Consider the following 13924-nt stretch of genomic DNA (forward strand, 5'->3'; position numbering starts at 1 on the left):
AGGGCCTGCATGGATATCCGGAAACTCGACCGGACGGCTGTGCTGGAGACCGTACGCCTCGTGCAGCAGGCCGACCCCACGGACTGGGACCTGCCGACACCCTGCGCCGGATGGACGCTCCGTCAGCTCGTGGCCCACATGGCGGGCCAGCACCACGGTTTCGCGGCGGCCGCCTCGGGAGGCGGTGACGACCTCGAAGTGTGGCAGCCGAGCGCACTCGGCGAGGACCCGTCGAAGACCTACCGGGACGCGGCCTGGACCGCCATCGACGCCTTCGCCCAACCCAGCGCCCTCACCCGGGAGTTCATACTCCCCGAGATCAGCACCGACCGGCGCTTCCCGGCCACGGTCGCGATCGGGTTCCACTTCCTGGACTACGTGGTCCACGGCTGGGACGTGGCCCGCACGCTCGGTGTGCCGCTGGACCTCGACGAGCAGACCGCCGAGGCCGCCCTCGCGTTCGCCCTGCGGGTGCCGGACGACGAACGCCGGCTCGTACCCGACCCCCTCTTCCGCCCCGCCCTGCCCGCGGCACCCGGGGCGAGCTCCCTCGACCTCGTCCTGACGACACTCGGCAGGTCACCCGACTGGTCCGCCGCGGCCGCTCTGTAGGCATCGACACGCACAGGGAGACACCTTGATCACCGAACTCAAGCAGCATGTCGCACGGCGCCTCAGTCTGACGGAGGAGGAGGTGTTCGCCGGGCAGCCGCTGTCGGCGGTCCTCGTCGCCTCCCCGACCGCGATCAACTCCGTCGACCTGCTGGACGCGTTCGCGGGCGCACTCGCGGACACCGGCTTCGACGAGGACGTCGAACTGCCGACGATGACCCTCGAGCACACCGCGGAGGACGTCGTCCAGGCCCTCGGCAAGCAGCTCGCGGCCAGCTCCTCCTGAACGGAAGTCCCTCCAGCACGGAAAGCTCCTCAGCTCCTCCTGAACGGAAGGCGAGACCCATGCTGATCATGACCGACATCGTCAAGGAACTACGCTCCGGGGCCACCATCACCGATGTGCTGCGCGCCCAGCAGAGCTACCACGAGCAGCGCCGCTGGTCGTCCGACGAACTCTTCGGCCGGCGCCGCCTCACGCGTCCCGGCGAGAGCGACAAGGCCGCCCTGTGGCACGCGGCCCGCGCCGAACTCACCACCCAGCCGGCCGGCATCCGACTCGCCGTGGAAGGCGTCAAACTCGCCAACGAGATCCGCGAGTCCAACCCGCTGGGCAGCGACGTCCTGCACATCGCCGCCGCCTGGTCGGCCCGCTACTGGCTGGAGGAGGAGGCCCACCACGAGATCTCCTTCGGGCGCCTGATGGAGATGGCCGGCATCGACCCGATCGAGGTCGAGGAGGTCGTCGAATGCCGCGGCCCCCTGCCCACCGACAACTACGCCCGGATCTGCATCCTCCAGGCCTGCGTGGAGATCGAGGCCTGTGTGTCGTACCAGCACGCGGCCCGCACCAGCGACGACGAGCTCGTGCACGACGTCTTCCACACGGTCATGAAGGACGAGGTGCAGCACCGGCAGTACTTCGCCGCCTTCGCCAAGGCCCTGCTCGAGTCCGGGGTCTACCCGGTCAAGGACGTCCTGTCGATGGCGTACACCTGGGTCCGCCCCGACGGCGGCGAGACCTTCGGCTCGGCCCGCAAGGCCCAGACCGAGCGACAGGGCCACGTCAACTGGTGGGAGCGGGTCCGGACCGACGACGAGGAGTTCGCCCTCCGCGACGACGCGCTGCACGAAGGGTCGGTGCACGCACGCAAGTTGAGCAGCGTGTTCGCGCTCGTACGGGAAGTCACCGGCATCGAGACCCGCTCCTACGAGGACCTGAAGCGTGCCTACTTCGCCAGCCTCCGGACGAACGATGTCGACCGGATTCGATCTGCAGTCAGTCGCGGAGCTCGCTCAGAGGCGGCACTTGCGGGATAGCGGGGCGGTCTTCACCGCGGGGGAGCGGGCGCACTGCCGCTCCCGTCCCGACCCGGACGCGTCCCTGGCGGGGCTGCTGTCGGCCAAGGAGGCCTTCATCAAGGCCCTCAGCTCGATGGCCCTCGACTCGGCGGAAGGCGCACCCGAGTGCACCTTCCCCGAGATCGAGATCGGCCACGGCCCCGCCGGGCAGCCCCGGCTGCGGCTGCACGGAGACGTCGCCCGCTGGTGCGAGGAGCGCAACATCTCGGCGGAGGTGTCGATCAGCCACACCGGCGGCATGGCCGGTGCCGTGGTCGTCCTGCTGGCCGAGCCGACGACGAGCGGAGGGCATCCCTCATGACAACCGTCACACCACCGGTCCTGGAGCACACCTGCGAAGTCGCCCTGCGCCCCAACGACTTCGACTGGGCCGGGCACCTGAACAACAGTGTCTACGTCCAGCTCCTGGAGACCGGCCGCTGGGAGTGGGGGCTGGCCCACGGCGTCGACGCCCGCGAGGACTCCGTGGTCGCCATGGTGCTCCAGCTCCAGCTGGACTACGTCCAGTCGGTCGACTGGGATCCGGTCGGCCGCCTCGTCGTCCGTACGTCCCTCGCCGACCGGTCGGCCTACAGCTTCACCCTGGCCCAGGACGTCGAACGGCCCGACGGCACGGTGGTGGCCCGGGGCCGGGTCCGCCTCGGCCTCGTGGACCGCCACACCCGGCGGATCCACCGGGTCAACCTGGACGCCATGCTCAAGCCCCCCGGGAGCGCCACATGACAGACATCACAGCCCCTGAGCCGCACACCACCCCGCCCCCCGCGCTCACCCTCCCCCACGCCCTCGCCGCCCAGGCCCACCGCTCCGACGCGACCGTGACCTTCGGCACCTCGGCCCGGCGGGAGACCCTGACCTACCCCGAGTTCGCGGAGCAGGTCGCCGCGGTGGCCGGCGGCTTCGCCGCGCAGGGGGTGGGTCCCGGGGACCGGGTGATGCTCCGCATCGGCAACTCACGCGAGAGCGTGCTGGCCCTGCTGGCGCTGATGCACCTGGGCGCGGTCCCCGTCTCCGTGAAGCCGCGCGTGCCGGGGGCGGTCGTGGAGCAGTACCTGGCAGCGGTGACCCGGCAGCAGCAGGCCCGCCACGCCTTCCGGATCGCCGGGCACGGCCTGACCGAACTCCAGCTGGACCCGCGCCCCGACCGGGCGCCCGAACCCGCGCCGGGAAACCCGGAGGACCTCGCGTTCGTCCAGTACACGAGCGGCTCCACCGGCATGCCCCGCCCGATCCCGCTCAGTCACCGCGCGGTCCTCGGCAACATCGAGGCCATCCGCCAGGTGTCCGGCATGCGGGCGGGCCACGTCGGCCTGATGGCGCTGCCGCTCCACCACGACATGGGCCTGATCGGCATCCTCACCGCGCTCGTCCAGGGCGCCGACGTGGTCCTCGAGGATCCCGGCACGTTCCTGCGCAGACCCATGGCGGCCCTGCGCCTCGTACGGGACGCCGAGCACGTCCACAGCGCCTTCCCCGACTTCATGCTGCGCTACCTGGCGGCACGGATCACGGAGGCGGCGGACAAGGAGGCCCCCGACCCCCAGCTGCTACGGGCCTGGGGCACCGTCTACTGCGGCGCGGAACCCATCCGCAGGGAATCGGTGCGCACGTTCCTCGACACCACCGCCCCCTGGGGCTTCGCCCCCTCGGCGCTGGTGTTCTGCTACGGCCTCGCCGAAGCGGTCCTGATGGCGACCTCGTACCGCCTGACCGACCTCGGCACGGGATTCCGTGGTCGGGGCCCGGTCGCCCACGCCTGCCTCGGCACCGCCGTGCCCGGCCTCGACCTGCGCGTCGTGGACGAGGCTGGCCGCGCCTGCGCCGACGCGGAGACCGGCCGTGTGCAGCTGCGCGGGGACACCCTGTTCAACGGGTACGACGGGGCCACCGACCACCGCACCACCTGGTTCGACACCGGCGACCTGGGCCGCCTGGACGCGGGCCTGCTCTACCTCAGCGGCCGGCGCTCCGACCGGGTCTCCGTCAACGGCACCAACGTGTTCGCCGCCGACGTGGAACAGGTGGCGGCGGCCGAACCGGGCGTCGCGGAGTGCGTCGTCCTCCCGCACGGCGCCTCGTTCGCCGTCGTAGTCGTACCGGAACGGGGCCTGCACATCGACACCGACCGCGTCGCGGCCCGCGTCGCCGCGGACTTCGCCGTCGCCCCGGAGAGCGTCGTCGAGGTCCCGCACAGCGCCGTCGTGCGCACCGCGAGCGGCAAACCGGCACGCACGTACATGGCGGCCCGACTCGAAGAAGGAGGACTGCTCCCGGGACCGCTCCCGCAGGTGGCGACGACCGCCCACCCCTGAGAGGTTCCTCACAGACAGAGACGGCCACAGGGAAACAGTGGGATCCCGACAAACCAGAACGGGCGGCATCGTGATCACGATGCCGCCCGTTCCGCTGGTGCGCGAGGGGGGAGTTGAACCCCCACGCCCTTGCGGGCACTGGAACCTGAATCCAGCGCGTCTGCCTATTCCGCCACCCGCGCATTGGGTGTGTCTTCCGGCTCCTTGCCCTGAGGGGCTGGCGCCTTCCGACACGCAGAACATTAGCACGCTGGACGGGGAGGATTCACATCGCTTGTTCGCCGCTCGCGGGCCCCCACGGAGACGCCGGAGCCCCCACCACGTATCAACGGGGGCCGGTTCACGTATCAACCTCGTACCGGTCCCGGCCATCTGCCCAGGAGCCGGACGAGGTCCACAGTCAGGTGCGGGACACTGGTCTGCGGCCCCCTCTACGATCCTGGGCAGAAGTACGTACGGCCGAGCTTCGGGGTAAGGGGTCGAGGAGAGCCTCGACACCCGGTCGACCGGGCCGACAGGGGGAACCACCCGATTCACCGGCGCGTGGATACGATCAGTAAGCAGTACCAGGCAAGAAGCAGTACGCAGGGCAGCAGAAGAAGCAGTACACAGGACGACAACGACCAGGGAGGTGCCTCATGGGAGTCCTGAAGAAGTTCGAGCAACGTCTCGAAGGTCTGGTCAACGGCACCTTCGCCAAGGTCTTCAAGTCCGAGGTCCAGCCGGTGGAGATCGCCGGCGCGCTGCAGCGCGAGTGCGACAACAACGCCACGATCTGGAACCGCGACCGCACGGTCGTCCCCAACGACTTCATCGTGGAACTGAGCACACCGGACTTCGAGCGGCTCAGCCCCTACTCCGGCCAGCTCGGCGACGAGCTCGCCGGCATGGTGCGCGACTACGCCAAGCAGCAGCGCTACACCTTCATGGGCACGATCAAGGTCAACCTGGAGAAGGCGGACGACCTCGACACCGGCCTGTACCGGGTGCGCAGCCGTACGCTCGCCTCCTCCACCAGCCAGAGCCCCGAGAGCGCCCCGGCGGCCGGCGGCGGACGCGGCAGCGGGTACGGCTACCCGCCGCAGGGCCAGCCCGCCCGGCCCGCCCCCGCGGCCGCTCCCCCCATGCCGTCCGCGCCGCCGGCCGGCGCCCGCCCCGGCGGGTACGGCTACCCGCAGCCCGCGGGCAACCAGCGGCCCCCGGCCGCGGCCGGCGGACGCACCCGTCACTGGATCGAGATCAACGGCACCCGCCACCAGATCTCCCGCGCGACGCTGGTGCTGGGCCGCAGCACCGACGCCGACGTGCGGATCGACGACCCCGGCGTCTCGCGCCGGCACTGTGAGATCCGGACCGGAACGCCCTCGACGATCCAGGATCTCGGGTCCACCAACGGCATCGTGGTGGACGGGCAGCACACCACCCGCGCTACGCTCCGCGACGGCTCGCGGATCGTCGTGGGCAGCACCACCATCATTTACCGGCAAGCCGAAGGGTGAAGCGGGGGCAATGTCAGAGCTGACCCTCACGGTGATGCGGCTGGGTTTCCTGGCCGTCCTGTGGCTGTTCGTGATCGTGGCCGTGCAGGTCATCCGCAGCGACCTGTTCGGTACGCGCGTCACCCAGCGCGGCGCGCGCCGGGAAGCCGCGCGCCCGCAGCAGCAGGCCGCCCGCCAGGCCCCGCCACCACAGCGCCAGCAGTCCGGCGGCGGCCGCCAGCGCCGCAACGCGCCCACCAAGCTGGTGGTGACCGAAGGCACCCTCACGGGCACCACGGTCGCGCTCCAGGGCCAGACCATCACGCTGGGCCGGGCGCACGACAGCACGATCGTGCTGGACGACGACTACGCCTCCAGCCGTCACGCCCGGATCTACCCGGACCGCGACGGCCAGTGGATCGTCGAGGACCTGGGCTCCACCAATGGCACATACCTCGACCGGAACCGGCTGACGACGCCCACGCCGATCGCGCCGGGCGCGCCGATCCGCATCGGCAAGACCGTCATCGAGCTTCGGAAGTAGTGCTACATCATGAGTGAGCGCGAGCGGAGCGAGCACGCAGCGGCGGCCGGCACCCCGGGCCCCGGCGCGCTCCCGACCGGAGGGTGGGCAGTGTGGCTCGACACGACCGGCTGTACCCGGAGCCGACTGGCGAGGTGCGCATGAGCCTGTCACTGCGCTTCGCCGCCGGATCGCACAAGGGCATGATCCGGGAGGGCAACGAGGACTCCGGTTACGCCGGTCCGCGCCTGCTCGCCATCGCCGACGGCATGGGCGGCGCCGCCGCCGGCGAGGTCGCCTCCTCCGAGGCGATCTCCACCATCGTCGCCCTCGACGACGACATCCCCGGCTCCGACGTCCTCACCTCGCTCGGCGTCGCGGTCCAGCGCGCCAACGACCAGCTGCGCTCCATGGTCGAGGAGGACCCCCAGCTCGAAGGCATGGGGACCACCCTCACCGCGCTGCTGTGGACGGGCCAGCGGCTGGGACTCGTACACGTCGGCGACTCGCGCGCCTACCTCCTGCGCGACGGCGTGCTCACCCAGATCACACAGGACCACACCTGGGTGCAGCGCCTCGTCGACGAGGGCCGCATCACCGAGGAGGAAGCCACCACCCACCCGCAGCGCTCCCTGCTGATGCGCGCGCTGGGCAGCGGCGACCACGTCGAACCCGACCTCTCCATCCGCGAGGTCCGCGCCGGCGACCGCTACCTGATCTGCTCCGACGGACTCTCCGGCGTCGTCTCCCACCAGACGCTCGAGGAGACCCTCGCCAGCTACCAGGGCCCGCAGGAGACCGTGGGGGAGCTCATCCAGCTCGCGCTGCGCGGCGGCGGCCCCGACAACATCACCGTCATCGTCGCGGACGTCCTCGACCTCGACACCGGCGACACCCTCGCCGGGCAGCTCTCCGACACCCCGGTCGTGGTCGGCGCCGTCGCCGAGAACCAGCTCCAGGTCAACGACAACGGCATCATGCAGACCCCCGCGGGCCGCGCCTCGGGCCTCGGCCGGCACGGCCACGGCGGCGGCGAGTTCGGCCCGCCCGGCTCCGGTGACACCACCGGCTACGTCCCCGCCGGCGGCTTCGGCGACTACGGCGACGACGACTTCGTCAAGCCCCGCAAGGGCCGCAGGTGGCTGAAGAGATCCTTCTACGGCATCCTCGCGCTCGCCGTCATCGGCGGCGGCCTCTACGGCGGCTGGCGCTGGACGCAGTCGCAGTACTACGTCGGCACCAAGGACGAGCACGTCGCGCTGTACCGGGGCATCAGCCAGGACCTGGCGTGGGTGTCGCTGTCGAAGGTCGAGAAGGACCACCCCGAGATCGAACTCAAGTACCTGCCGCAGTACCAGCAGAAGCTGGTCGAAGCCACGATCGCCGAGGGCGACCTCAAGAACGCCCAGAAGAAGATCACGGAGCTGTCCGTCCAGGCCTCGGCGTGCAAGAAGCAGGCCGAGCGCACCACCGCCGGGAACAAGAGCAACTCCAAGGCCGGCGAGGGCCAGGCCGGCGGCACCACGGGAACCACACCCGCCTCCCTCACGTCCAAGGCGTCACCGAGTCCCTCGGCGACATCTCCGTCCACGCCTCCGTCCCCGTCCGCGACCCCGACCGCGCCCACACCCAGCCCCGGCCCCACTCTCTCGGAGGAAGAGCAGAAGGTCGTCTCGCTGTGCGGTAAGCAGTAGGCAAGCCGTGAGAGGCCCCGTCACACGATGAGCAGTACTACCAACCCGTCGACGCACCACACGTCCACGATCGGCTCGATCGGCACACCGAGCCGACGCAACACCGAGCTCGCGCTCCTGGTGTTCGCCGTCGCCATCCCGGTGTTCGCCTACGCCAACGTGGGCCTCGCCATCAACGACGAGGTGCCGTCCGGCCTGCTGAGCTACGGGCTCGGCCTCGGCCTCCTGGCCGGCGTCGCCCATCTCGTCGTCCGCAAGTTCGCGCCGTACGCCGACCCGCTACTGCTGCCGCTGGCCACGCTGCTGAACGGGCTCGGTCTCGTCGTCATCTGGCGGCTCGACCAGTCCAAGCTGCTGCAGTCCATCCAGCAGGCCGGCACGGCCGCGCCACGGCAGCTGCTGTACACGGCGCTGGGCATCGCCCTGTTCATCGTGGTGCTGATCTTCCTCAAGGACCACCGCGTCCTGCAGCGCTACACCTACATCTCCATGGTCGGCGCGCTGTTCCTGCTGCTGCTGCCGCTGGTGCCGGGCCTCGGCCAGAACATCTACGGCGCCAAGATCTGGATCTCCGTCGCCGGTTTTTCCATCCAGCCCGGTGAGTTCGCGAAGATCGTCCTCGCGATCTTCTTCGCCGGCTACCTGATGGTGAAGCGCGACGCGCTCGCCCTGGCCAGCCGCCGCTTCATGGGCCTGTACCTGCCCCGCGGCCGTGACCTCGGCCCGATCCTGGTCGTCTGGTTCATCTCGATCCTGATCCTGGTCTTCGAGACCGACCTCGGTACGTCGCTGCTGTTCTTCGGAATGTTCGTCATCATGCTGTACGTCGCCACCGAGCGGACCAGCTGGATCGTCTTCGGTCTGCTGATGTCCGGCGCCGGCGCGGTCGGCGTGGCCAGCTTCGAACCGCACGTCCAGCAGCGTGTCCAGGCCTGGCTCGACCCGATGAAGGAGTACGCGCTCTCCCGGCAGGGCGTCGCCGGCCACTCCGAGCAGGCGATGCAGGCGCTGTGGGCGTTCGGCTCCGGCGGCACCCTCGGCACCGGCCTCGGCCAGGGCCACTCCGACCTCATCCGGTTTGCCGCCAACTCCGACTTCATCCTCGCCACCTTCGGCGAGGAACTGGGCCTGGCCGGCATCATGGCGCTCCTGCTGATCTACGGGCTGATCGTGGAGCGCGGCGTACGCACCGCCCTCGCCGCCCGCGACCCGTTCGGCAAGCTGCTCGCCATCGGCCTGTCCGGCGCCTTCGCCCTCCAGGTGTTCGTCGTCGCCGGCGGTGTGATGGGCCTCATCCCGCTGACCGGTATGACGATGCCGTTCCTGGCCTACGGCGGTTCCTCCGTGATCGCCAACTGGGCGCTCATCGGCATCCTCATCAGGATCAGCGACACCGCGCGCCGCCCGGCACCCGCTCCCGCCGCCAACCCCGACGCCGAGATGACCCAGGTGGTCCGCCCGTCATGAACAAGCCCCTGCGCCGGATCGCGATCTTCTGCGGCCTCCTGGTCATCACGCTGCTCCTCCGCGACAACTGGCTCCAGTACGTCAAGGCCGACACCCTGGCCACCGACACCGACAACCGCCGCGTGGCCATCGAGCGGTACGCCACCCCGCGCGGCGACATCATCGTCGGCGGCAAGGCCATCACCGGGCACACCACGACATCGGGCAGCGACTTCAAGTACAAGCGCACCTACAAGGACGGCGCGATGTGGGCGCCGGTCACGGGCTACGTCTCGCAGGCCTACGGCGCCACCCAGCTGGAGAACATCGAGGACGGCATCCTCACCGGCAACGACGACCGGCTCTTCTTCCGCAACACCCTCGACATGATCACGGGGAAGAAGAAGGAGGGCGGCAATGTCGTCACCACCCTCAACGCCGCCGCGCAGAAGGCCGCGTACGACGGCCTGAAGGTGCGCGGCAAGGGTGCCGCGGTCGCCATCGAACCGTCCACCGGCAAGATCCTCGCGCTGGCCTCCTACCCGTCGTACGACCCGTCCACGATCGCCGGCGGCGGCGCCTCGGACGAGAAGGCGTGGAAGGCCCTCGACAAGAAGAACAACCCCGACGACCCGTCGCTCAACCGGGCGCTGCGCGAGGTCTACCCGCCCGGCTCCACCTTCAAGGTGCTGACCGCGGCCGCCGCGCTGGAGAACGGCCTCTACACGAGCGCCGACCAGAAGACCCGGTCGCCGCTGCCGTGGACGATGCCGGGCACCACGACCCCGCTGAAGAACGAGGGGAACATCCCCTGCGAGAACGCCACCCTGCGCGTCGCCCTGCGGTACTCCTGCAACACCGTCTTCGGCAAGGTCGGCTCCGACCTCGGCAACGAGAAGATGCTGGAGGAGGCCAAGAAGTTCGGCTTCACCTCCGAGCAGTTCATCCCGGTCCGAGCCTCCGCCTCGGTCTTCTCCGACGACATGAACCCGTCGCAGACCGCGCTGTCCTCCATCGGCCAGTTCAACACCGCCGCGACCCCGCTGCAGATGGCCATGATCGCCTCCGCGGTCGCCAACGACGGCAAGCTGATGAAGCCGTACATGGTCGACGAGCTCCAGGCCCCGAACGTCGACACCCTCGAGAAGACTGACCCCGAGGAGATGAGCAGGCCGCTGTCGGAGAAGAACGCGCAGATCCTCCAGTCGATGATGGAGACCGTCGTCAAGGAGGGCACGGGCACCGCGGCGCAGATCGGCGGCGGGGTCACCGTGGGCGGCAAGACCGGTACCGCCCAGCACGGCGTCGACAACAGCGAGAAGCCGTACGCCTGGTTCATCTCCTACGCCAAGCTCAGCGACGGCAGCGCGCCGGTCGCCGTGGCCGTGGTCGTGGAGGACGACAAGGCCGTCCGAGACGACATCTCGGGTGGCGGTCTGGCAGCACCCATCGCGAAGAACGTGATGGAGGCGGTCATCAACAGCAAGAAGTGACCCCGATCACGTCCCCTTCACATCGGTGCACGTTGCGATACCGGTCCTGTATCGGGTGACGGGCTTGGCCAGGTCACACAGAGCCAGCCGGGTACGGTAGGCCCGGACGGCAGCCTCCGACCGCACACGTGTGCCGGTCGGGACCGACGGAGAGGGCTGGTAGGAAGCTATGGAAGAGCCGCGTCGCCTCGGCGGCCGGTACGAGCTGGGCCCGGTGCTCGGCCGTGGTGGCATGGCGGAGGTTTACCACGCGCATGACACCCGACTGGGACGCCAGGTGGCGGTGAAGACGCTGCGCGCGGACCTCGCGCGCGACCCGTCCTTCCAGGCCCGGTTCCGCCGGGAGGCCCAGTCGGCCGCCTCGCTCAACCATCCCGCGATCGTCGCGGTCTATGACACGGGCGAGGACTACATCGACAACGTGTCGATCCCGTACATCGTCATGGAGTACGTCGACGGCTCCACCCTCCGTGAGCTTCTTCACAGCGGCCGCAAGCTGCTGCCGGAGCGGTCCATGGAGATGACCATCGGCATCCTCCAGGGCCTGGAGTACGCCCACCGCAACGGCATCGTCCACCGCGACATCAAGCCGGCGAACGTCATGCTGACGCGCAACGGCCAGGTCAAGGTGATGGACTTCGGCATCGCCCGCGCCATGGGCGACTCCGGCATGACGATGACCCAGACCGCGGCCGTCATCGGCACCGCCCAGTACCTCTCCCCGGAGCAGGCCAAGGGCGAGCAGGTCGACGCCCGGTCCGACCTGTACTCGACGGGCTGTCTGCTCTACGAGCTGCTGACCGTCCGCCCGCCGTTCGTGGGCGACTCCCCGGTCGCGGTGGCCTACCAGCACGTACGGGAGGAGCCGCAGTCCCCCAGCGTCTTCGACCCCGAGATCACGCCCGAGATGGACGCGATCGTGCTGAAGGCGCTCGTCAAGGACCCGAACTACCGCTACCAGTCCGCCGACGAGATGCGCGCCGACATCGAGGCCTGCCTCGACGGCCAGCCCGTCGCGGCCACGGCGGCGATGGGCTCCGTCGGCTACGGCGGCTACCCCGACGACCAGCCGACGACGGCCCTGCGCTCCGACTCCGGCATGGGCGCCGGCGCCACCACCATGCTGCCGCCGATGCCCCCGGACGAGGGCGGCTACGGCTACGGCGACCGCTCCGACCGGCGCCGCCAGAAGAAGTCCAACACCTCGACGATCCTCCTGGTCGTCGCGGCCGCCCTGGTCCTGGTCGGCGCGATTCTGATCGGCAAGTGGGCCTTCAGCGGTGGCGGTGTGGCCAATGACACGGTGCCGGTGCCACAGTTCATTGGCGAGACGAAGACGAACGCCGAAAAGTTGGCCAAAAACGCCGAACTGACGCTCGTACCGACCGAGAAGCCCTGCGAGGACACACCCAAGGGCAGCATCTGCGACCAGGACCCGAAGGCCGGCACCGACGTCAAGAAGAACACCTCGGTCAACATCGTGGTCTCGACCGGCGCGCCCAAGGTCGCCGTGCCCACCGTCCTCGGCAAGACCCTGGACCAGGCGGAGTCGATCCTCGGGGACGACAAGTACCAGTTCAAGGTCGAGACGAAGGAAGAGGTCTCCACGGAGACCCCGGGCACCGTCACGGACCAGGACCCGGATCTCGGCACGGAGGTGGAGAAGGGGACCACGATCACCCTCACCATCGCCAAGGCCGAGGAGAAGGCCACCGTCCCCGACGTCCTCGGCCAGAGCTGTGAGCAGGCCAAGGCACAGATGACCCAGAACAACCTGGTCGGCAACTGCACCGAGGTGGAGACCCAGGACCCGAACCAGGACGGCAAGGTCGTCGCGACCACGCCCCAGGCCAACTCCCAGGCCGACAAGGGCTCCTCGGTCAACATCCAGGTCGGCAAGGTGAAGCAGAAGCAGCAGACGCAGGTCCCGAACATCCAGGGCCAGACCCTGGGGACCGTCAAGCAGCTGCTCCTTCAGGCCGGCCTGAAGGTCGGCAACGTCCAGGGCAGCAACGACGACAACGCCCTCGTCGTCGGCTCCGACCCGGGTCAGGGCCAGACGGTCGACCAGGGCACCGCGGTGAACCTGATCGCCGTGGGCGGCAACCAGAACAACGGCGGCAACAACAACGGCGGGAACGACGGCGGCGGCGGCATCTTCGGCTGACCCCGGCCTCCCCGGCCTCCCCGGCCTTGATGACGAGAGCCCCGGCACCCTTCGCAGGGTGCCGGGGCTCTCGTCGTGAACGCCGTGATGTCAGCTCAGTTCCTTCGGCGGGGTCCGCTCGCTGTCCACCTTCTGAACCCGCTCCAGCTCGCCCCAGACCACATACCGGTAGCGGCTCGTGTAGACCGGTGTGCAGGTCGTCAGGGTGATGTAGTGGCCGGCCTTCTTCTTGCCGGACTCCTCGGGGACCCCGGTGAGGACCTTGACGTTGTACTTCGAGGTCTCGGGCAGGATCGCGAAGACCTTGTAGACGTACCAGTCGTTCTTCGTCTCGAAGACGATCGGGTCGCCCTTCTCCAGCTTGTCGATGTTGTGGAACTTCGCGCCGTGACCGTCGCGGTGGGCGGCCAGGGTGAAGTTGCCGTCCTTGCCGCTGGTCGGCAGGGTCGCCTTGACGGGGTCGGTGTAGTAGCCGGCGACGCCGTCGTTGAGGATGTCGGTCGAGGTGCCCTTCTCGACCAGGACCTCGCCGTTCTTCATCGCGGGCACGTGCAGGAAGCCGATGCCGTTCTTGGTGTCCAGCGCGCCGGGACCGGAGTCGTGGGCCCAGGTGTCACGGACCTTTTCGCCCTGTTTGTCGGCCGCGCGGTCGGCGACGACGTTCGTCCACCACAGGGAGTAGACGACGAACAGGCCGAGCACCAGGCCCGCCGTGATGAGGAGTTCACCGAAGACACTGACCGCCATCGCGATCCGGCCGCCACGGCGCCGCGGTGCGGGCCGGGACGCGGACGCGTCGGTGTGCTCTGCGGTGCCGTCGGTGGTCGCTGCCACTGT

Annotated in this window: 13 protein-coding genes and 1 tRNA gene; 12 read left to right on the forward strand and 2 right to left on the reverse strand. The window is 69.6% G+C overall.

Annotated elements, in window-relative coordinates; genetic code table 11:
• Positions 1 to 9 precede the first annotated feature (9 nt).
• The 6 genes from ACGFNV_RS32710 to ACGFNV_RS32735 are packed head-to-tail and all read left to right on the forward strand — an operon-like array spanning position 10 to position 4286.
• Positions 10 to 612, forward strand: a complete 603-nt coding sequence (locus ACGFNV_RS32710) for a TIGR03086 family metal-binding protein (protein WP_393627457.1) — start codon at positions 10 to 12, stop codon at positions 610 to 612.
• Between the two features lie 25 nt (positions 613 to 637).
• The gene (locus ACGFNV_RS32715; RefSeq protein ID WP_133928066.1) at positions 638 to 898 is read left to right on the forward strand and encodes a hypothetical protein; all 261 of its coding nucleotides are present in this window, start codon (positions 638 to 640) and stop codon (positions 896 to 898) included.
• 59 nt (positions 899 to 957) lie between these two features.
• Positions 958 to 1932 carry a hypothetical protein gene (locus ACGFNV_RS32720; RefSeq protein WP_393627459.1) on the forward strand — a complete coding sequence of 325 codons (975 nt, stop codon included), beginning with the start codon at positions 958 to 960 and terminating at the stop codon, positions 1930 to 1932.
• Positions 1922 to 2275: a holo-ACP synthase gene (locus ACGFNV_RS32725; RefSeq protein WP_393627461.1), complete on the forward strand. Its 354-nt coding sequence runs from the start codon at positions 1922 to 1924 to the stop codon at positions 2273 to 2275. Before ACGFNV_RS32720 ends, ACGFNV_RS32725 begins: the two co-directional genes overlap by 11 nt.
• Positions 2272 to 2697 (forward strand): acyl-CoA thioesterase, encoded by a 426-nt coding sequence (locus ACGFNV_RS32730; protein ID WP_393627463.1) that lies wholly within the window; start codon positions 2272 to 2274, stop codon positions 2695 to 2697. Before ACGFNV_RS32725 ends, ACGFNV_RS32730 begins: the two co-directional genes overlap by 4 nt.
• The gene (locus ACGFNV_RS32735; protein WP_393627465.1) at positions 2694 to 4286 is read left to right on the forward strand and encodes an AMP-binding protein; all 1593 of its coding nucleotides are present in this window, start codon (positions 2694 to 2696) and stop codon (positions 4284 to 4286) included. Before ACGFNV_RS32730 ends, ACGFNV_RS32735 begins: the two co-directional genes overlap by 4 nt.
• 95 nt (positions 4287 to 4381) lie before the next feature.
• On the opposite strand, the gene ACGFNV_RS32740 is transcribed toward ACGFNV_RS32735, so the two are convergent.
• Positions 4382 to 4468: transfer RNA gene (locus ACGFNV_RS32740), tRNA-Leu, on the reverse strand.
• 456 nt (positions 4469 to 4924) lie between these two features.
• Between ACGFNV_RS32740 and ACGFNV_RS32745 the strand changes: the two genes are divergently transcribed.
• The 6 genes from ACGFNV_RS32745 to pknB all read left to right on the forward strand — a co-directional run bounded on the left by ACGFNV_RS32745 (position 4925) and on the right by pknB (position 13087).
• Positions 4925 to 5785 (forward strand): FhaA domain-containing protein, encoded by an 861-nt coding sequence (locus tag ACGFNV_RS32745; protein WP_393627467.1) that lies wholly within the window; start codon positions 4925 to 4927, stop codon positions 5783 to 5785.
• Positions 5786 to 5795: 10 nt separating this feature from the next.
• Positions 5796 to 6308 carry an FHA domain-containing protein gene (locus ACGFNV_RS32750; protein WP_133928060.1) on the forward strand — a complete coding sequence of 171 codons (513 nt, stop codon included), beginning with the start codon at positions 5796 to 5798 and terminating at the stop codon, positions 6306 to 6308.
• Between the two features lie 140 nt (positions 6309 to 6448).
• A complete protein-coding gene (locus tag ACGFNV_RS32755) occupies positions 6449 to 7981 on the forward strand; it encodes a Stp1/IreP family PP2C-type Ser/Thr phosphatase (RefSeq protein WP_393627469.1) in 1533 nt (510 codons plus the stop codon).
• A 27-nt stretch (positions 7982 to 8008) separates the two neighbouring features.
• Positions 8009 to 9448 carry an FtsW/RodA/SpoVE family cell cycle protein gene (locus ACGFNV_RS32760; RefSeq protein ID WP_393627470.1) on the forward strand — a complete coding sequence of 480 codons (1440 nt, stop codon included), beginning with the start codon at positions 8009 to 8011 and terminating at the stop codon, positions 9446 to 9448.
• Positions 9445 to 10920: a penicillin-binding transpeptidase domain-containing protein gene (locus tag ACGFNV_RS32765; protein ID WP_393627472.1), complete on the forward strand. Its 1476-nt coding sequence runs from the start codon at positions 9445 to 9447 to the stop codon at positions 10918 to 10920. The genes ACGFNV_RS32760 and ACGFNV_RS32765 overlap by 4 nt, the downstream gene beginning before the upstream one ends.
• 169 nt (positions 10921 to 11089) lie before the next feature.
• Entirely contained in the window at positions 11090 to 13087 is a 1998-nt protein-coding gene (pknB, locus tag ACGFNV_RS32770) for a Stk1 family PASTA domain-containing Ser/Thr kinase (protein WP_393627474.1), read from the forward strand.
• 90 nt (positions 13088 to 13177) lie between these two features.
• Here the strand turns inward: pknB and ACGFNV_RS32775 are convergent, their stop codons facing one another.
• Complete coding sequence (locus ACGFNV_RS32775) at positions 13178 to 13921, reverse strand: class E sortase (RefSeq protein ID WP_393627475.1); 744 nt, start codon at positions 13919 to 13921, stop codon at positions 13178 to 13180.
• Positions 13922 to 13924 lie beyond the last annotated feature (3 nt).

Source organism: Streptomyces sp. NPDC048751, from assembly GCF_043198595.1.
Classification (GTDB): Bacteria; Actinomycetota; Actinomycetes; order Streptomycetales; family Streptomycetaceae; genus Streptomyces.